General features: G+C 58.1%; 21 protein-coding genes and 1 tRNA gene. 10 read left to right on the plus strand and 12 right to left on the minus strand.

Annotated features, from left to right (window positions below; all coding sequences use genetic code 11):
- The first annotated feature begins 341 nt into the window (after window positions 1-341).
- On the plus strand, window positions 342-1,835 hold the full coding sequence (locus ACR0J0_RS00235) for a BCCT family transporter (protein ID WP_480660327.1): 1,494 nt from the start codon (window positions 342-344) through the stop codon (window positions 1,833-1,835).
- A 153-nt stretch (window positions 1,836-1,988) separates the two neighbouring features.
- Here the strand turns inward: ACR0J0_RS00235 and ACR0J0_RS00240 are convergent.
- Window positions 1,989-2,074: transfer RNA gene (locus ACR0J0_RS00240), tRNA-Leu, on the minus strand.
- Window positions 2,075-2,220: 146 nt separating this feature from the next.
- On the opposite strand from ACR0J0_RS00240, the gene ACR0J0_RS00245 reads away from it, so the two are divergent.
- Window positions 2,221-2,799 (plus strand): YqaA family protein, encoded by a 579-nt coding sequence (locus ACR0J0_RS00245; protein WP_480660329.1) that lies wholly within the window; start codon window positions 2,221-2,223, stop codon window positions 2,797-2,799.
- Window positions 2,796-3,260 (plus strand): disulfide bond formation protein B, encoded by a 465-nt coding sequence (locus ACR0J0_RS00250; protein WP_480660331.1) that lies wholly within the window; start codon window positions 2,796-2,798, stop codon window positions 3,258-3,260. The genes ACR0J0_RS00245 and ACR0J0_RS00250 overlap by 4 nt, the downstream gene beginning before the upstream one ends.
- Window positions 3,261-3,263: 3 nt before the next feature.
- On the opposite strand, the gene ACR0J0_RS00255 is transcribed toward ACR0J0_RS00250, so the two are convergent.
- Window positions 3,264-3,851 (minus strand): HNH endonuclease, encoded by a 588-nt coding sequence (locus tag ACR0J0_RS00255; protein ID WP_239335047.1) that lies wholly within the window; start codon window positions 3,849-3,851, stop codon window positions 3,264-3,266.
- Between the two features lie 213 nt (window positions 3,852-4,064).
- Between ACR0J0_RS00255 and ACR0J0_RS00260 the strand changes: the two genes are divergently transcribed.
- Window positions 4,065-4,670, plus strand: coding sequence for an rRNA large subunit pseudouridine synthase E (locus ACR0J0_RS00260; RefSeq protein WP_480660333.1), 606 nt, complete (start codon window positions 4,065-4,067; stop codon window positions 4,668-4,670).
- A 31-nt stretch (window positions 4,671-4,701) separates the two neighbouring features.
- On the plus strand, window positions 4,702-5,127 hold the full coding sequence (locus ACR0J0_RS00265) for a VOC family protein (protein WP_480660335.1): 426 nt from the start codon (window positions 4,702-4,704) through the stop codon (window positions 5,125-5,127).
- A 4-nt stretch (window positions 5,128-5,131) separates the two neighbouring features.
- Here ACR0J0_RS00265 and ACR0J0_RS00270 read toward each other — a convergent pair whose 3' ends face one another.
- Genes ACR0J0_RS00270 through ACR0J0_RS00285 form a run of 4 tightly spaced genes read right to left on the minus strand, consistent with a single transcriptional unit; the run spans window position 5,132 to window position 7,228 of the window.
- On the minus strand, window positions 5,132-5,434 hold the full coding sequence (locus ACR0J0_RS00270; RefSeq protein WP_480660337.1) for a putative quinol monooxygenase: 303 nt from the start codon (window positions 5,432-5,434) through the stop codon (window positions 5,132-5,134).
- Window positions 5,428-5,931 carry an N-acetyltransferase family protein gene (locus tag ACR0J0_RS00275; protein ID WP_480660338.1) on the minus strand — a complete coding sequence of 168 codons (504 nt, stop codon included), beginning with the start codon at window positions 5,929-5,931 and terminating at the stop codon, window positions 5,428-5,430. Before ACR0J0_RS00275 ends, ACR0J0_RS00270 begins: the two co-directional genes overlap by 7 nt.
- Window positions 5,932-5,933: 2 nt before the next feature.
- On the minus strand, window positions 5,934-6,599 hold the full coding sequence (locus ACR0J0_RS00280; RefSeq protein WP_239335029.1) for an alpha/beta hydrolase: 666 nt from the start codon (window positions 6,597-6,599) through the stop codon (window positions 5,934-5,936).
- The gene (locus tag ACR0J0_RS00285) at window positions 6,596-7,228 is read right to left on the minus strand and encodes a DNA-3-methyladenine glycosylase family protein (protein WP_480660340.1); all 633 of its coding nucleotides are present in this window, start codon (window positions 7,226-7,228) and stop codon (window positions 6,596-6,598) included. The genes ACR0J0_RS00280 and ACR0J0_RS00285 overlap by 4 nt, the downstream gene beginning before the upstream one ends.
- Window positions 7,229-7,325: 97 nt before the next feature.
- Between ACR0J0_RS00285 and ACR0J0_RS00290 the strand changes: the two genes are divergently transcribed.
- Entirely contained in the window at window positions 7,326-8,543 is a 1,218-nt protein-coding gene (locus ACR0J0_RS00290; RefSeq protein WP_480661196.1) for an MFS transporter, read from the plus strand.
- Here ACR0J0_RS00290 and ACR0J0_RS00295 read toward each other — a convergent pair.
- A complete protein-coding gene (locus ACR0J0_RS00295) occupies window positions 8,540-8,956 on the minus strand; it encodes a MarR family winged helix-turn-helix transcriptional regulator (protein ID WP_480660342.1) in 417 nt (138 codons plus the stop codon). The two genes, ACR0J0_RS00290 and ACR0J0_RS00295, sit on opposite strands and share 4 nt — an antisense overlap.
- Before the next feature lie 92 nt (window positions 8,957-9,048).
- Here ACR0J0_RS00295 and ACR0J0_RS00300 point away from each other — a divergent pair, with 92 nt between their 5' ends.
- Window positions 9,049-9,639, plus strand: a complete 591-nt coding sequence (locus ACR0J0_RS00300; RefSeq protein ID WP_480660344.1) for a YceI family protein — start codon at window positions 9,049-9,051, stop codon at window positions 9,637-9,639.
- Here ACR0J0_RS00300 and ACR0J0_RS00305 read toward each other — a convergent pair whose 3' ends face one another.
- From ACR0J0_RS00305 to cysS, 3 genes are all read right to left on the minus strand, one after another.
- A complete protein-coding gene (locus tag ACR0J0_RS00305) occupies window positions 9,640-10,416 on the minus strand; it encodes a squalene/phytoene synthase family protein (RefSeq protein WP_480661197.1) in 777 nt (258 codons plus the stop codon).
- Window positions 10,417-10,418: 2 nt separating this feature from the next.
- Complete coding sequence (gene cimA / locus ACR0J0_RS00310; RefSeq protein ID WP_480660346.1) at window positions 10,419-12,053, minus strand: citramalate synthase; 1,635 nt, start codon at window positions 12,051-12,053, stop codon at window positions 10,419-10,421.
- A 71-nt stretch (window positions 12,054-12,124) separates the two neighbouring features.
- Window positions 12,125-13,522, minus strand: a complete 1,398-nt coding sequence (gene cysS, locus ACR0J0_RS00315; protein WP_480660348.1) for a cysteine--tRNA ligase — start codon at window positions 13,520-13,522, stop codon at window positions 12,125-12,127.
- A gap of 215 nt (window positions 13,523-13,737) precedes the next feature.
- On the opposite strand from cysS, the gene ACR0J0_RS00320 reads away from it, so the two are divergent.
- Together ACR0J0_RS00320 and ACR0J0_RS00325 are read left to right on the plus strand one after the other, a co-directional pair.
- On the plus strand, window positions 13,738-14,082 hold the full coding sequence (locus ACR0J0_RS00320; protein WP_480660350.1) for an MmcQ/YjbR family DNA-binding protein: 345 nt from the start codon (window positions 13,738-13,740) through the stop codon (window positions 14,080-14,082).
- 58 nt (window positions 14,083-14,140) lie between these two features.
- Window positions 14,141-15,328 carry a pyridoxal phosphate-dependent aminotransferase gene (locus ACR0J0_RS00325; RefSeq protein WP_480660352.1) on the plus strand — a complete coding sequence of 396 codons (1,188 nt, stop codon included), beginning with the start codon at window positions 14,141-14,143 and terminating at the stop codon, window positions 15,326-15,328.
- A gap of 6 nt (window positions 15,329-15,334) precedes the next feature.
- On the opposite strand, the gene ACR0J0_RS00330 is transcribed toward ACR0J0_RS00325, so the two are convergent.
- On the minus strand, window positions 15,335-15,853 hold the full coding sequence (locus ACR0J0_RS00330; protein WP_480660354.1) for an outer membrane protein: 519 nt from the start codon (window positions 15,851-15,853) through the stop codon (window positions 15,335-15,337).
- Between the two features lie 419 nt (window positions 15,854-16,272).
- Between ACR0J0_RS00330 and ACR0J0_RS00335 the strand changes: the two genes are divergently transcribed.
- On the plus strand, window positions 16,273-17,817 hold the full coding sequence (locus tag ACR0J0_RS00335; RefSeq protein ID WP_480660356.1) for a trimethylamine methyltransferase family protein: 1,545 nt from the start codon (window positions 16,273-16,275) through the stop codon (window positions 17,815-17,817).
- 53 nt (window positions 17,818-17,870) lie between these two features.
- Here ACR0J0_RS00335 and ACR0J0_RS00340 read toward each other — a convergent pair whose 3' ends face one another.
- Window positions 17,871-18,116, minus strand: coding sequence for an EF-hand domain-containing protein (locus ACR0J0_RS00340; protein WP_480660358.1), 246 nt, complete (start codon window positions 18,114-18,116; stop codon window positions 17,871-17,873).
- Window positions 18,117-18,347 lie beyond the last annotated feature (231 nt).

Here is an 18,347-nt window from a genome sequence, read left to right on the forward strand (position 1 = left end):
GACCCCCATCCAGGGACCTTGCCGGTACGGCAAGCACACCCGTCTTGCAACGGGTCAAGCATCTGAAAATTCAAAGTCTCCCAACATATTTGACGTTTCATTCAGACACTCTGCTTGTCAACCCCTGCACCGGGACAGATCGCCCAGATCAGCAGATGTGAGGGAAAATCCGCAAGTTTCCCCCTATTATCCAGCGCTTTTGGACAGATCGACGCTGCCCTGGGAACCTACGAGCGGCGGCTTGCTAAATGCGTATAAACACTTTGAAAGTCGGAACGGCCAATCTAGGCTCGAGCAAACGACCAAGTGTTTCAAAAAACTGGTGGAAGGGGTTCTGGACAGTGGACCGAAAATCTCCCAGCCCGATGCTAATGATCGCTCTTGCCCTGAGCGCATCGATTGCCGCTTGGGGCATAGCCGACCCTCAGGGCCTTGGTCGCATTGCTACGTCCGCTGTGGCCACGCAGTTCGACAGCCGAGGCTGGTTCATCATGCTTGAGGTCAGCGGTCTATTGTTTGTGGCATTGTATCTGGCCTTGTCGCGGTTCGGGGACATCCGTCTAGGCCCCGACTCGGCGGAACCGGAGTTTTCGACCTCCGCATGGATCGCAATGCTGTTCGCGGCGGGCATGGGTGTGGGGCTTTTATTCTATGGGGCGGCCGAGCCCCTGACGCACTACGAAGTGCTGCGCCAGTTCAATAGCGATCCCGAAGCCGCCAGCTATGCGATGTTCGTGACCTATCTGAACTGGGGATTTCATGCTTGGGCAATTTACGGGATCGTTGGATTGGTCATCGCCTATTTCGCCTATCGTCGCCATCGCAGTCTTTTATTGAGCGCGCCAGTCACGGACGCGCTGGGAGAGGCAGGATGGACGAAGGCGATGGCCTGGGTTTTTGACCTGCTGTCGATCGTTGCGATTGCTGTAGGACTGGCAGGTTCTATGGCAATGGGGGTTTTCCAGATTCAAACCGGCTTGGCCGGGTTGCTCGGTGTCGAGTCTCCGGGCGTGCTGACCCTGCCCGTTTTTGCTGTGCTGTGCGTCGCGTTCATAATCCCTCTGCGGCGCGATTTGGGCGACGGGATGGCCCTGCTGTCAAACGCGGCAATGCTGATTGCTGTCGGGATGATGGTATATCTTTTGGTCCTGGGTCCTACCTCGTTTTTGATGGATGGCATAGTTTCAGGTTTCGGACGGTATCTTTTCGGCGTCCTACCCGCAGGGTTTTCAACGGCAGAGTTCTTCGACGACATCGTAACCGACTGGTTTCAGGGGTGGACACTGAACTACATGATCTGGTGGCTAGCCTGGTCGCCTTTTGTCGGAATCTTCATCGCAAGAATCTCGCGCGGTCGTACGATCCGCGAATTTCTGATCGGGGTCGTTGTCACCCCGACACTGTTCTCAATCCTGTGGTTCGGGGTTTTCGGTGGCTTGGGCTTTTTCGATGCCCTGCGTCAGGAAGGAGCCTTGTCGGCGGTCAACGCTGAAAACCTTGACGCAACCACATTTGCACTGCTCGAACGGTTCCCACTGGATGGCATTACAAGGACAGCAACAATTCTGGCGGCGTTTCTTTTCGTAGTTACCAGCGTCGTCAGCGCGGGATTTACGCTCGCAATGATCGGAACCGGAGGCGACGATAACCCTTCCCCAAGGATTCGAACGATCTGGGGCATAATCCTCGGCGCTTTAGGGCTGGCCATGATTCTGGTTGGCGACATCTCACTGGTCAGATCCATCATCGCCCTGTCTGCCATTGCCTTCGTGTTTATCGTGCCGATCCTCGTTATCTGCCTGTTCAAATGTCTCGCGCAGGAGGACCAATCATGAGCGGCCAGTTGATCGACACCGCACTGAACCTCGGCGTTTTTGCCTATATCGGTTTTTTGGCATGGCTGATCCTGCGAAACGACCGGCGCTAAACACGTCAATACGCGGCTGCCGCACGTCTGGGGAGACATTTTTTGGTTTTCGGATGCGGTGTGGTGCCCAAGGAGAGACTCGAACTCTCACGATGTTACCATCGGGGGATTTTGAATCCCCTGCGTCTACCATTCCGCCACTTGGGCCACGAACATTGGATTAGCGTTCATGTTCGGGAAGGTCCAGAGGCAAAAATCAACCGATATTCAATTTGTTTTCCCTGGACAGTGTTGACGCCCCTTCGGGTGCATGGTTTGGCTTGCCCGACACGAGAACGGGATTTTGGCACCTTATGTTGCGATCGCTATATGACTGGACCATCCGTCTGGCCGAACATCCGCATGCACTGTGGGCGCTGGCTATCGTGGCATTCGTCGAAAGCTCGTTCTTTCCGATTCCACCCGATGTCCTGATGATTCCCATGATCCTTGCGCGCCCGTCACGCGCCTGGCTGATCGCCACCGTGGCGCTGGTTGCTTCAGTGTTGGGCGGGATGCTTGGGTATGCGATCGGCGCGTTTTTCTATGAGAGCATCGGCCAGCCCATCCTCGAATCTATGGGCAAGGCGCAGGCCATGGAAGAGTTCAACGCCAAGTTCAACGACTTCGGCTTCTGGGCCGTGTTGGGAGCGGGCGTAACCCCCTTCCCGTACAAGGTGATCACCATCATGTCCGGCTGGACGGGCATGCCACTGGGAACGTTCATCGCCACATCGATTCTGGCGCGGGCGCTCAGGTTCTTTGTTGTCGCCGGGTTGCTCTGGGGCTTTGGCGATCCCATTCGTAACTTCATCGAGAAACGTCTGGGCCTTATGTTTACCCTGTTCATCATCCTGCTGTTCGGTGGGTTCTTAGTGGTGCGATATCTATGACGCGTAGAAACTTACTGATCCTGATTGCCGCTGGCGGGTCCGCTGCGCTGCTACTTGGCGCATGGGGCTTCCAATATTTGGGCGGGATGGCCCCGTGTAAAATGTGCATCTGGCAACGCTATCCGCATGGCGCGGCCGTCGTGATCGGCGTGTTAGCCTTTGCCTTTCCCGGTGTTCGGCTATTACCTCTGCTGGGTGCTGCCGCGGCAATGACCACAGCGGGCATCGGCATGTTTCATGCAGGTGTCGAGCAGAAATGGTGGGAAGGCCCAACCAGCTGTAGTTCTGGTGATATCGGCGGATTGTCGACGCAAGAGTTGATGGATCAGATCATGTCCGCGCCGCTGGTGCGCTGCGATGATATCCCATGGGAGATGTTCGGCCTGTCGATGGCCGGGTGGAACGCTCTGCTCTCGGCTGGTCTGGTCCTGATTTGGCTGGCCGCGTTCCGCGCGAAGTAAACGTTACATCTCGTCCAGTTCGGCATCCCAATACAGAAAGTCGATCCAGCTATCGTGCAGGTGGTTCGGTGGGAATTTCCGGCCGATATTCCGCAGTGCCTCGGCATCCGGCTGGCGTGGGGGTTTGCGCAAGGTCATACCCGCCTGCCGCAACGATTTTGAGCCCTTTTTCAGGTTACAGGGGCTGCAAGCTGCCACCACGTTTTGCCAGCTTGTGACACCACCTGCGGCACGGGGAACAACATGGTCAAAGGTCAGGTCGCCGCGGCTGCCGCAGTATTGGCAGCAGAATTCATCCCTCAAAAATAAATTAAAGCGCGTGAAGGCCACGCGCTTTCTGGGTTTTACATAGTCTTTGAGGACAACGACCGACGGTATTCGTATCTCGGTACTCGGGCTTCGAACGACCTCGTCGTACTCGGCCACGATGTCGACCCTGTCCAGCCATGCCGCCTTTATCGCTTCTTGCCAGGGCCACAGGGACAGTGGGTAGTAGGACAAGGGGCGATAATCGGCGTTCAAAACCAATGCCGGATGGTGCTTTAGGGCACCCGGTTCCCTGACAAATTCGGTTCTGAAGTCTCCGTCCATATCAGAATCGCTCCTCGCTCTGCTCTGCCCGTTTTTGACATCAGAGCGGGGAACACCCGCCCCGGCCTTAGCTTAACTATATATCGTGTTAAAACTCTGACAAGCCCTGAGTTTCCACAATATCTCGGGGATTGGTAAAGCCGAATCCGTAACAACATCGTGACAGTTATCCACAGGTTGCGTTCGCTGTGCCCGACAGGCTAAGGCGAGATCATGAGCTGGTTCATCCGATTCAACAAACCTTTCGATGTGTTGCCGCAGTTCACGGACCGCGCAAACGCGGAGTCTCCGCGCAGCACGCTGTCGGATTTCATCGACCTGCCCGGTGTTTACCCGGCCGGGCGCCTGGATCGGGACAGCGAGGGCCTTATGCTGCTGACCGACAATGGCAGGCTACAAGCACAGATTTCTGACCCTAAGCACAAGATGGCGAAAACATATTGGGTTCAGGTCGAAGGCGTGCCAGATGCGTCCGCCTTGAAAGCGCTTCGTGACGGGGTCGACCTGAAAGACGGGCCGACTCGCCCTGCCAAAGCCCGCATGATGGATGAGCCAGAAGGGCTGTGGCCGCGCAATCCTCCGATACGTGTTCGCCAGACCGTGCCGGATTGCTGGATCGAACTCACTTTGCGCGAAGGTCGAAACCGGCAGGTTCGGCGCATGACCGCTGCTGTCGGCCACCCGACCTTGCGCCTGATCCGGGCGCGCATCGGTGACTGGACGCTGGACGGGTTGGAACCCGGCCAATGGGACAGTCTGTCGGCACCTGCACTGACCCCGCCGCCGCAGCGCAAACGAGACCGCCGCCCGCGCAGGTGACGAAAACGCCCTTTTGTGATAGGCTTAGGGCATGAAAGTCACCCGAAACACGCCGCCCCCTGAAGGCATCCTTGAAGCTGCGCTCTATGTTGACGATCTGGACGCAGCCGAACGGTTCTATGGGGAAATACTGGCGTTGGAGCAAATTCAACGCGTCGCCGACCGGCACATTTTTTTTCGAGTTGGCGGTTCGGTATTGTTATTGTTCAACGCGGATGAGACGGAAAAGCCTCCGGGCAATCCCGATCTGCCTGTCCCGCCGCACGGCGCACGTGGACCTGGACATGTCTGCATGACACTCTCACGCACTCAGATCGACGAAATGCGCAAGCATCTGCTGGAATGGAACATCCCAATAGATGCCGAGTTTGATTGGCCGAACGGAGCGCGATCGCTGTACATCCGGGACCCGGCGGGCAATTCAGTCGAATTTGCCGAAGGCCACCTGTGGACCTGATCCCTTAGCGCAACGGCTGCTTCTCTCCGCCAACGACGCGGTAGATGTCGCTGGAAACAACTCCGACCTCGCCCAGTACAGCCTGAAACTCTGCCATGTGAGGGGCCGCAAAATGCGCCTCGAGCGCGGCCTGATCCTGCCATTCCTCATAGACGCGAAACCGGTTGGCAAAACCAAGAATCAGACTGAATTCGTAGACGAGACAGCCGGGTTCTCTGACGGTCTCCGCCACCATACGCTGCGCTGCGGTTGCGGCTTTTTCCACACCACCCGGTGATACCTCGACTGTTCCCGTAACAATCAGCATGCCGCCCCTCTCGTCAGTTCAAATCGCTTCGAGATTCTGTCAACCGGCGTACCGTCCTGCAGGGCGACACCATACGCGACCGAGTAGTCCCGAAATCCCATCTTGTCGTAGTAGTTGAGCCCCGGCCGATTGTCGGCCCGGATGGTCGCGCTGATCGCGGTGAACCCAAGCGCCGCTGCCTGGGTCGAAGTTTCAGCAAAAAGGGCGCGCCCTGCCCCTTTCAGCACCGGCTCGCGCCGGGTGAAGGTCGCGATATCAACGCAATCATCCGGCAGGTCGTCATGAACTCCAAGCCATTGGAATCCGGCCACCTCGCCCTGATCGTCGAGAGCAACGTGGCAACAAATCTTGTCCACCCCGTTCAGGTAGGCTTGGGCAAACAGCGCTTCTGTAAACGGTGTTTCCAACGCGGTCGTTCCGCCAATCGCAATGATTTCGTTGAGGATGCGACACGCGGAGGCCACATCCTCTTGCATCATGGGACGGACCGCAATCATCGTTACAGGCTCAGTTTGTCGCGCATGAAGGCCAGCGCGACGCTGAGGCCATCCGGAGCAATCCCGTGACCGGTCCCCTTCATCACATGCGCATAAACCTCCTTGAACCCTGCGGCCTGCAGCGCTTCGGCTGCTTCGGGCAGCGATTGAGGCGGCACCACGTCATCGGCGTCGCCGTGCACCAGCAAAACAGGCATCCGGCTAACGGTTTCATCCGGCAACAGATCCGGCTCCAATAAGCGGCCCGAGAATGCGACGATCCCGGCCACAGGGTCTTCACGGCGCGGGGCGACGTGCAGGCTCATCATTGTGCCTTGGCTAAAGCCGAACAGAACCACCTGCTCGGGCAGCACGTCTTCGTCCACCATCAGGGCATCGAGAAAAGCGTTGAAATCCTCGACCGCCATTTCCATGCCACGACGCGCTTCTTCCTCGGAAGAGCCATCGATCCAAGGGATCGGAAACCACTGGAACCCATTGGGCATTCCGGGAATTTGTTCCGGCGCATCCGGCGCCACGAACAATGTGTCCGGCAGATGCTCGCCCAGCGGATCGGCAAGCCCCAGCAAGTCTGCCCCGTTGGCGCCATATCCGTGCACGAACACTACGACCGAGCGTGTGTCGCCCGAAACCGGCTCTTTTCGGAGTGCATTCAAAACTCGTGTCATCTGATCCCTTCTCGTTCCTTAGCCACCCGGTAATAGGCCCACAGAACCCGCGCCGCAACCGAACGCCAAGGCGACCACGCCTCGGCCATTTGCCGCAACTGTTTGTCTGTCGGCCGTTCGGGCAAATCGTAGAGGATGCGCGCCGCTTCTTGCAGTGCCAGATCGCCGGGTGCGATCACATCGGCGCGGCCGAGCGAAAACATAGCGTAGATCTCGGCGGTCCAAACACCGATACCGGGCACTTCGGTCAGAATAGCCACGACAGCTTCATTAGAAGCGTCCCGTAACGCGTTGTAATCAATGCGCGCCTCGGCCAGGGCGCGCGCGTATCTGATCTTCTGGCGGCTTAACCCAACTGCGCGCAACTCATCATCCGTGGCCCACATGATTTTGCGAGGGCCGGTCAGTTTCGCATCCTTCAGTCGTTTCCAGATCGCATTGGCCGAGGCGACGCTGACCTGTTGGCTGACGATTGCGCTGAGCAATTGCGCGAACCCGTCGGGACGACGGCGCAGGGGCAACGGACCGGTCTGCTCCATGGCGTAAGCCATACGCGGGCAAGTGTCGGCCAGCCAGCCCGCTCCTTCCTCGACACAGTCAGATGTTTCGATGATCCGCCCTACGGACATGTGCCCTCCGGCCTTGGGTTTCGGATGCACGTTAGGCTGCTTTGCCGCAGATGCAACCCGCTTGTGCGCAATCGTTTTCGCCGATACGCATGTGCCCATGACGATGACATCGATCACCCCGGACAACAGTCAGGCCAAACGCAACGTCGCTGTTCTGGTCGCCGCGCAAGCCTTGCTGGGCGCGCAGATGCCCATGATTTTCATTGTCGGAGGGCTGGCAGGTCAGTCGTTGGCGACAAATGCATGCCTTGCGACGTTGCCTATTTCTCTGATCGTGCTGGGGTCGATGCTGGCCGCCACCCCGATTTCGGCCATCATGCAGCGGTGGGGGCGCCGCGCCGGGTTTCTGGTTGGCGCGACAGCGGGTGCCTGCGGTGGTCTGGTCGGAGCATATGGCCTCTTTCTGGGATCGTTCCCGGTTTTCCTGGTTGGAAGCCTGCTGACAGGAATCTACATGAGCGCGCACGGTTTCTACCGATTTGCAGCCGCCGACACGGCATCGGACGAGTTTCGCCCAAAAGCAATCTCTTACGTTATGGCCGGAGGGCTGGCGGCGGCCATCATTGGGCCGCAGATCGTCAAGTTGACTTCGACCGCTTATGTCATTCCGTTCCTCGGCACCTATATCGCCGTCATCGCAGTTAACGTCGTCGGTTCGGCCCTGTTCTTTTTTCTCGATATTCCGACCCCGCCCAAACCCGCGGCTGATGCGCCCAAAGGTCGGTCGCGGATCGAGTTGCTCAAAACGCCCCACATCGCGGTCGCCATCATTTGCGCGATGGTATCTTACGCGCTGATGAACCTTGTGATGACCTCAACGCCGCTGGCGGTTGTGGGCTGTGGGTTCACCGCCAATGATGCGGCAGATGTCGTCACCAGCCATGTGCTGGCCATGTACATCCCCAGCTTTTTCACCGGTCAACTGATCGCGCGGTTTGGCGTCGAACGGGTCGTGGCTGTGGGCCTGTTCATTCTCGCCGCGGCCGGAGCCGTTGCTTTGCAAGGGGTTGAACTGGGCAACTTCTTTGTTGCGCTGATCCTGCTGGGGATTGGTTGGAACTTTGGCTTTATTGGCGCCACCACGATGCTGGCTGAATCGCATGACGTGAGCGAGCGCGGTCGCATGCAGGGCCTGAACGACTTGTTGGTGTTCGGCGGCGTGACCTTTGCCTCGCTGGCTTCAGGCGGATTGATGAACTGCTCGGGTGGCTCGGCGATTGAAGGTTGGACCGCTGTGAACGTCGCAATGGTACCGCTACTTACCTTGGCAGGCGGCGCGCTGTTGTGGCTGACGATGCGGCCCCGTACAGCTTAATCGTCAAGCCGTTTCAACGCGACAAATGCATCGTTTTTCTGCGCCTCAGCGATGCCCTCATCAATATGCTTACGGTAAATGTCCCACATTTGCCGCCTTAGGGCCCGGCCCTTGTCAGTGACACGCAGAATCTTCCCCCGCCCATCGCCTGTTGCCGCGTGACGCGTCAGCAAACCGTCTTCTGCCATTCTCGCGACCTGACGGGAAAAGCTGGATTGGTCGAACAGCAATTGCTGCTCTAACTGCTTGGGCCTCAAGCCGTCTGGCGCCCTTTCAAGCTCCCACAGCACGTCGTACCAATGCAGTCTTGGGTATCCGGCCGCGACCAACGCACGCTCGGCCCGGGAAAAGATCCGGGTGCGCGTTTGGTTCAGCGCAATCCAGGCCGCTTCTCTTTCGTCAAATCCGCTCATCACGCCTCCGCGAGGATTGTGTTTTTGCTTTGCTCATCCATTTAGATGCATTTACATGTTTTTCTATCAACCCAGCAAATCAGAGAAACACTATGAAACCGCTCTACGCAACCGCACTTGCATTAGCACTGGCGACCCCTGCCGTTGCCGAAACGTATCATTTCGATCAAGGACACACGGAAATCAGGTTTTATTACAACCACGCCGGTTTGACCGAGCAGTCCGGTGAATGGACCGCGGTCTCTGGCACAGTCGAGTTTGACCCTGAAAACGTTACTGCAACCAGCGCGGATATTACGATTGATGCCTCCAGCGTTGAAACCGGTTGGGGGCCGCTCAACGATCACCTCAAAAGCAGTGATTTCTTCGAAATCGAAACTTACCCCGAGATCCGCTTTGTCTCGACCTCGGCGGTTCAAACCGGTGCGAGCACCCTGCGGATGATCGGAGACCTGACGATCAAGGATAAGACAAAACCCGCATCGCTTGAGATCAATCTGACCTTTATGGGCGCACACCCCTTGGCCGGGTTCTTCGACTACTACAAAGGCGAATGGGTCGGGGTCGAAGCCTCAAGCCAGTTGTTGCGCAGCGATTTTGGCGTTGGGATGTTCGCACCGGGAACATCGGACATGGTCGACCTGAAAATCTCGGCTGAAATGCGTGCCGGCGGCTGGGAATAACTACCAGCGTCCCGTCGCCGCCCGGGCCATCAAGGACAGGCGGCGGCGAATTTCCCCCGGACCAAGCGCGCCTGCAGCCACCCGTTCAGGGCGCTCTATGACCTGCTTCAATATCAATCCGGTCTGCCACCCTGCGTGAAGCGCAGCCGAGGCCTTTTTCGAAACGGCCTGTCGATTTGACCGGGCCCGGTTCAATCTTTCAGCCGCCTTTTCGGCCAGACGCCGAACACCCGCAGGCGTCCCATCCAGCAAAGGTACTCGTCCGCGCGCCTCAAGGTCTGGAATGGCACGAAACCAATTGGCGACGCCCATGGCATAGCCGAAATCCCGCACGACATCCTCATCCGCCGGACCCAAAGCCTGTGCGGATACAACCATGAGCGTCCCCGCACTGTGGTTGATATAGGCGTCGAAATGCGCGTCATCCTCAAACGGATCACGATAAATATCCCAACGCCTTACAGCGACATATTCATCAAACATCGCCGCCAGATGCGGGGATAACGCGCGCGACAGCGGAGTAACCACCTCGTGCCGCCGTACATTTGGACCTTCGGCGATCTCCTGCAAGGCGTCGCGCCACCATTGCAGGCGCATCTCTGCGATCATCGGCTCTTGCGTGACCCATGGCGCGCGGGCCACCTCGACGTTCAGAGCATAGATCGGAAACAAAACCGCCCGCGCCGCAACCGGCGCGGCCATGGCCGCCATGAATCGGTCAGGATCAGCCCGATGCAGCAAAGCGGCGCACGCCTTGACGTCATCGTCAAACTGCACGCTCACTCGGCCACCGCTGTCTGTGGACCGCAATCCCGTACCAATTTCCACTGGATCGCATCCAGCAGTGCCTCGAACGAAGCATCGACTATGTTTGCACTGACGCCCACCGTGGACCACCGACGCCCCTGCCCGTCTTCGCTGTCGATTATGACGCGCGTCACGGCTTCGGTGCCGCCCTGAGTTATTCGCACCTTGAAGTCCACCAGATGCATGTCATCCAGTATCGGAGAGTACTGCCCCAGATCCTTGGCCAGAGCTTTCGCCAAAGCGTTTACCGGGCCGCGATCACTGCCATCGCCATCCAGCGACTCGCTGACCGACAGTTTCTTTTCACCATCGACTTTCACAACAACAACCGCCTCAGACAGGCTGACCATCTTGTTGTACTTGTTCTTGCGCCGTTCAACGGTGACCTTATAGCGCTTGACCTCAAAGAACTCGGGCAATTGCCCCAACTCGTCGCGCGCCAGCAGTTCGAAGCTGGCCTGTGCTGTGTCGTAGGAATAGCCGTCCGCCTCGCGCAGTTTGATCCGCTCAAGAATACGCCCCAAAGCTGGATCGCCTGCCTCGACGGTCAAACCCGCCTCGGTAAGACGCTTGCGCAAATTCGACTGCCCCGCCTGGTTCGACATCGGGATGATCCGGGTGTTGCCAACCGACGCCGGGTCGACATGCTCATATGTCGAAGGGTCTTTCAGAATCGCGCTCGCGTGCAGCCCCGCCTTGTGAGCAAAGGCCGAGGCACCGACATAGGCTGACTGCTTGCTGGGCACCCGATTCAGGATGTCATCCAGCATCCTACTGACACGCGTCAGACCGGCCAAAGCCTCGACACTGACACCGATATCGAAACCCGACGCGTAAGGCTCTTTCAACAGCAAGGTCGGGATCAGAGCGGTCAGATTTGCATTGCCACAACGCTCACCCAACCCGTTCAAAGTGCCCTGTATCTGTCGCGCCCCCGCATCTACGGCAGCCAGAGAACAAGCTACCGCGTTTTCCGTATCGTTATGCGTATGGATGCCCAGCCGATCCCCCGGAAGGCCCGTGGCAATCACCTCGGACACGATCCGCGACACTTCGGCGGGCAAAGCCCCCCCGTTGGTGTCGCACAGAACGACCCACCGCGCGCCCGCTTCCAGCGCAGCCCGGCACACCTCAATCGCATAGGCGGGATTGTCCTTGTACCCATCAAAGAAATGTTCGGCATCAAACAGCGCTTCACGCCCCTGCGCCACGATATGCGCGATCGAGGCGCGTACGTTCTCGACATTCTCCTCCAGCGGGATGCCAAGGGCATGGGTCACATGATAGTCGTGCGACTTGCCCACCAGACACACCGCCTGCGTGCCTGCGTTCATCACCGCCGCCAGCACATCGTCATTCTCGGTCGACCGGCCGGAGCGTTTGGTCATCCCAAAGGCGGTCAAACGGGCCGACGTTTTCGGCGCCGCATCGAAAAACGCGCTGTCCGTCGGGTTTGCACCCGGCCAACCGCCTTCGATGTAGTCCACACACAACACATCCAGTGCCTGCGCGATCTGCACCTTCTCAGCGGTCGAGAACTGGACACCCTGCGTCTGCTGCCCATCGCGCAGGGTTGTGTCGTAGAGGTAGAGGCGTTCTTTGGTCATCGCTTGCTCCCGCTGGCCCTCAGTCATCGTTTACGCCAGCTTGGCGCGGCAGGAATGATTTTGGTCAACCATCAGACATTCTCCAATTTTGCCGCATCAAAGCCTGCGCCGGGCACCAGCTCTACGCCCTCTTTGCTCATACGAACTTCTAGGCCAGCAGCTAGGTAGGCAGCTTTCAGGCGATCCACTTCCGAGAAGTCCTTGTTTTGCATCGCAACGGCGCGCGCATCCGCAAGTTTCGTCGCGTGAGCAGACAAATCCAATGACCCGGTATCCGCCCAAGCTCCGATCTCTTCGGTCAGCAAACCCAACACCTGAGCGCTCGCCAACAACCCGGCAGCGTCACCTTCGGCCGCCATCCGGTGCAGTTCGGTCAAAGCGCCCGCAGTATTCAGGTCATCACTCAGCGCAGCAACAACCGCGGGTGCCGCGCTGGCGGCGGGCTCAATGCCCGCTGTCAGCGCCCGCCACTTGCGTAGCGTCGCCTCAGCCTCGCGGGCCTTTTTTTCGGTCCAGTCCATCGGCTTGCGATAATGGGTCTGCAGGAACACAAAGCGGATCACCTCACCCGGCACGCCCTGCTCCAACAAGTCATGTACAGTGAAGAAGTTGCCCAGAGATTTGGACATCTTCTTGCCTTCGACCTGCAGCATTTCGTTGTGCAGCCAGACGCGCGCGAACTCACCATGCGGGTGGGCGCACTTGCTCTGCGCGATCTCATTCTCATGGTGTGGGAACATCAGGTCGTTGCCGCCGCCGTGAATGTCAAAGCTTTCGCCCAGCAGCTCATAGCTCATGGCCGAGCATTCGATGTGCCAGCCCGGACGACCTCGGCCCCAAGGAGAATCCCACCCAGGCAGATCATCTGTCGAAGGCTTCCACAGCACGAAATCCATCGGGTTTTTCTTGTAGGGCGCAACCTCGACGCGGGCACCCGCGATCATGTCATCGACGGATCGGCCGGACAGCGAACCATACTGCTCTTTCCAGCTATCCACCGCGAACAGAACATGCCCCTCGGCCGCATAGGCGTGACCCTTTGCGATCAAATCTTCAATCATCGCAATCATTTGCGCGATGTACTGAGTCGCACGCGGCATCTCATCGGGCTCCAGCGCACCCAATGCGCCCATGTCATGCAAGTACCAGCCGATGGTTTCATCCGACCGTTCCTGCACCAACTGCTCCAGCGTTCCGTCGGCACCCGCCTTTTGACGCGCCAAAGCCGTTGCGTTGATCTTATCATCGACGTCGGTGAAATTGCGAACATAGGTCACATGATCCGGGCCGTAGACATGGCGAAGCAAACGATAGAGCACGTCAAACACAACAACGGGCCGGGCATTGCCCAGATGGGCGCGGTCGTAAACTGTTGGACCACAGACATACATCCGCACGTTTTCGGGATCGATCGGAACGAAATCCTCTTTCGTCCGCGTCCGGGTATTGTGCAGTTTGATCGTCGTCATCAGTCGGCTCCTAAGAACAACAAAGCGTGTCGCGTTGACGCGGGCTTAGCAACTTGTCTCAGGGATGAAAACGAAAGAAACCGGCCCGCTTGATAAATCAGCAGGTAATGCAGCAGATAATGATGCAAGTCATCCGGTTCATGATCTCCCCCTAGCACGGACAGGAGGTCGAGCCAAGACTTGAGTTCGACCACCGGTTCGCGCACCGTGTTGATATGAGCCGAGATCTTGTTAATTCGATCTGCCGTGCATTGCCCGGAGCTGATCTGTCCGACCCGTGGGGCGGAGGCCATGACGCCTGGAAAGTCGGTGACAAGATGTTTGCGTGCATTGGCACCGCCAACGACGGTGTGTCCGTCAAAACTCCGGATATTGAAACGGCACAGATGCTGATAGACGCCGGAATTGGTGCAAAGGCCCCCTATTTTCACCGCAGTTGGATTCGGCTGCCCTTCGATTGCGACGAGGATGAACTGCGCCACCGACTGACCTCATCCTATGATCTGGTCCGGTCGTCATTGACCAAAAAAGTGCAGGCCACTCTTCCCCCGCGAAGCTGATTGACTTTTCCCAAGGCCTCTGGCCCTGTCTGCGCTGAAGACAAGAACGGAGCGTGCCATGAAACTGTCGCAGTGTATCACTCATCTGACCGAGGGCGGCAGCGACGGTTGGGATGTGTTCTACCGCGCGCGCCGGCTGATCAGCGAAGGTCATCCGATCACCGAACTGACGATCGGTGAGCATGATATCCGCACGGACGAATCCATTCTGGACGCCATGGATATCTCTGCCCGGCAAGGAAACACCGGCTACGCCATGGTCCCCGGCACCGATTTGCTGCGAGACACCGTGGCAGCGCGCATTCAGGCCCGCACCGGGACAAAGACAACCCGCAACAATGTGCTCATAACTCCGGGGGGCCAGTCTGCCCTTTTTGCCGCGCATGTTGCCGTGTGCGACCCCGGGGATGTCGGTCTGTATCTCGATCCTTACTACGCCACCTATCCCGGAACGATTCGGGGCTCGGGCGCGACGGCGCGAGCAATCCAGGCGTCTGCGGCAGACGCATTCCAACCACGCGCCGAAGATGTCGACGCGGCGGCTGACGGTGCGGTTTCCCTATTGATTAATACGCCCAACAATCCCACCGGAGTCGTCTACTCAAAGCAGACACTTGAAGGAATCGCCGAGGTCTGCCGCAAACGCGACCTCTGGCTGATTTCGGATGAGGTCTATGACACACAAGTCTGGGATGGCGCGCATATTTCCCCGCGCACCCTGCCCGACATGACCGAGCGAACGCTGGTGGTCGGGTCGATGTCTAAATCACATGCCATGACCGGTTCGCGCTGTGGCTGGGTTGTCGGGCCGGAAGAGGTGATCTCTCATCTGATCAACCTCGCCACGCATACGACTTACGGGGTGCCCGGGTTCATTCAGGACGCGGCCAGCTTTGCGTTGAATGCGGGTACCGACTTTGAAGAAGAAATTGCGGCTCCGTTCCGCCGTCGCCGCGCACTGGCGATTGACATTCTGGCCGCGCAAAACACCGTCGGCCTGGTTCCCGCGCAAGGCGCGATGTACCTGATGCTCGACATCCGCGCCACCCGGATGAGCGGTGAGGCTTTTGCCAACGCACTGCTCGATACCCACGCGATCGCGGTCATGCCGGGCGAAAGCTTTGGTCAAGCGGCCGCCGGACATGTCCGGGTTGCAATGACCATAGAAGACGACCGTTTCGCCGCAGCCCTCAAGACGATCTGCGATTTCGCAACTGGGTTGGCGGAAAGTCACGCGGCGGAATAGAGGGAATCAGAAGCGGAATGTGGTCCGGAGGTTGAAAACGTTGGCATCAACTCCGCCCTCGGTCCGGGTTACATCGTCAAAGTTCTGACGCAAGGCCTCGCCGCTGATCACAAAGCTTTCGCCGATCGGGTAGGCAAGGCCGATGCCGTAGACAGCTGCGGTATCATTATCTTCCGACGCGTCCAACCGGGCCGCGCCGACGACGACATAACCCAGGGCGGGCCCAAAATCATAGCCGCCCCGCAGTTTCAGGCGGGTCATGCTGTCCAGGCTACCTTCGCCCTGCCCCAAATCCAGCGAAAGACGATTATATTCAAGCTCGCCGCCCAAAACAAAATTGCCGAAGTCATAGTCATAGCCGACGAGGGGTCCGAAGACCGTATCGTTTCCGCTGGACCCGCCGGGGCCATCTGCATCCGCATAGCCAAAGCTGAAACCCGCATATGCACCTGTCCAATCCTCGGCCAAAGCAGGTACAGCGCCGATCGCCGTCCAAGCAAAAATGAGGGTCGTCAGGGCTTTCATCAACCTCTCCAAATAACCTTGCAAAAAGCCTAGGTCGTTACCGGGGACCGTCACATCAAACTTGGTCGGCAATCCTTAACAATAAGTTGAGATCACAAACCGGCCTTAAATAAGTTATAGAAGCATAACAGATTTTTCCAACTTCGGTAAAAAACTTTACCCAAGGGCAAGAACGTGATGCCGCCAAGGCACAACACTTCGCTTTTGGCTCCTCAGGTCGCAAACAGGACAGATTGTTGTTCCCCATCTTGAAAAACTGCGCCTCACCAACTGAGGACCCGCATGCAAAGTGACATTTGGAAAATTCGCCTGATCAGCCGTACCATTGGTGCGGATCGCGGGCGTGCCGCGCGGGGGCGGCCGGAAACAGTCTGAGTACACTCACCCTGAACGTACTTTATCGACCGGACTCTTAAACTATGAACGAACAAACCCGTAACACATCGCGCAGCGGCGGACGTGCCGCGCGCCGTGCAGCCCGTGCATCGGCACTGCCGGAACATCTGCGCCCCATTCGTCCTGGAATGGAGGGCGGAACTCTGAAAGTGCTGACCCAAGCACAAGTCGAAAAAATCCATGAAGCTGCGCTGACTGCATTGGAAACCATCGGCCTGGCCGACGCCCCCCAAAGCGGGATCGACTACCTTGTCGGCGCCGGGTGTATTTTGGGTGATGACGGCCGCATCCGATTCCCTCGGGCTTTGGTCGAAGACACCATCGCCAAAGCCAATCGATCGGTCACTTTACACAGTCGGGACGGCAAAACCGATCTGGAACTGTCGGGAAACCGGGTGCACTATGGCACCGCCGGCGCAGCCGTCAGCATGGTCGACGTTCACGGACAGGAATACCGCGATTCAACCGTTCAGGACCTGCACGACGCCTCCCGGATCTGCGAACAACTTGAAAACATTCACTTTGTCCAGCGTCCAATGGTGTGCCGCGACATCGCTGACAACCTTGAGATGGACCTGAACACCATCTACGCAACGACATCCGGCACGTTCAAACATATCGGCACATCGTTTACCGAACCGAGCCACGTCGCACCCGCGGTGGAAATGCTCCATATGATTGCCGGTGGCGAGGATAAGTGGCGCGAACGGCCGTTCATGTCCAATTCGAACTGCTTCGTTGTGCCCCCCATGAAATTCGCGACGGAAAGCTGCGAAGTGATGGAAGAGTGCATTAAGGCCGGCATGCCCGTCTTGCTACTGTCCGCCGGCATGGCTGGTGCAACCGCGCCTTCGACTGTCGCTGGTGCGATCACGCAAGCCACAGCTGAATGCCTGGCCGGCCTGGTTTATGTAAACGCCGTAAAGCCCGGCGCGCCCGCAGTTTTTGGCACCTGGCCCTTCGGTCTGGACCTGCGCACCGGCGCGATGTCCATCGGTTCGGGCGAGCAGGCCTTGCTGACCGCTGGCTGTGCCCAGATGCACCATTTCTACGACCTACCGGGCGGTGCCGCAGCGGGAGCGTCGGACGCGAAACTGCCAGACATGCAGGCTGGATGGGAGCAGATGTGCTCAAACGTCATGGCCGGACTTTCCGGGCTGAACATGGTGTATGAGGCCGCAGGTATGCACGCCTCACTACTGGGCTTCTGCTTTGAAAGCCTTATCCTTAGTGATGATCTGATCGGTCAGGCGCAGCGCTGCGTGCGCGGGATCGAAGTGACGGACGAAACACTGGCGCTGGATCAGATTGCCGAAGTCTGCCTGGGCGGACCGGGCCACTATCTTGGAACAGATGCCACACTCAGCCGTATGCAGGCGGATTATGTCTATCCGACCTTTGGCGATCGGTCTTCCCCTAAGGAATGGGTGGAATTGGGTAAACCAGACCTGATCCAAAAGGCGATCAAACGGAAGGAAGAAATTCTGTCCAACCCGTCCGCCGCCCGGTTCGATCCGCTTCTGGACGCCGAGCTTCGCGGCAGATTCAACATTCACTTACCGTCGTAACTAATTGAAATAAGGCGGCCCGAGGGGATCGGGCCGCCGATGCCTTCGTAGGATCAGCCGTTGCTGGGCGGTAGCAATCCAGCTTCCTGTGCGACGGCAATTTCATCTGCGTCCAGCGAACCATCGCCATTTGCGTCCATAGCCGAGAAACCGTCAGCGTCGACTTCAGGCAGAACAGCCTGAACCTCTTCGATGGTCAGAACTCCATCGCCATTTGTATCTGCTGATGCCTGCGCCGAAGCCAGTGCCGGCAGACCAATTGCGATTGCGGAAATGAGTGCGAGGTTTTGCGGTTTCATTGTGATGCCTCCTGATTAGATTTGTATGTGTGTTTTGCGTCCGGACAGGCACCAGAAACACCCATTGGCCCTACGCCGTCACCCCAAACTGTCGAAGCAACCGAATTCGCGCTATTCTCCGCGTGTTTGTCTGAGTCGCGTCCGCAATCAACCGCTGGACGAAATGCGCGAAACGAGTTTCGGCGAATCTTGCCCGACGCGCCTTACCCGATCCGGCAAGGCCCTGCCTAA

The sequence above is a fragment of the Ruegeria sp. BF12 genome (assembly GCF_056538705.1).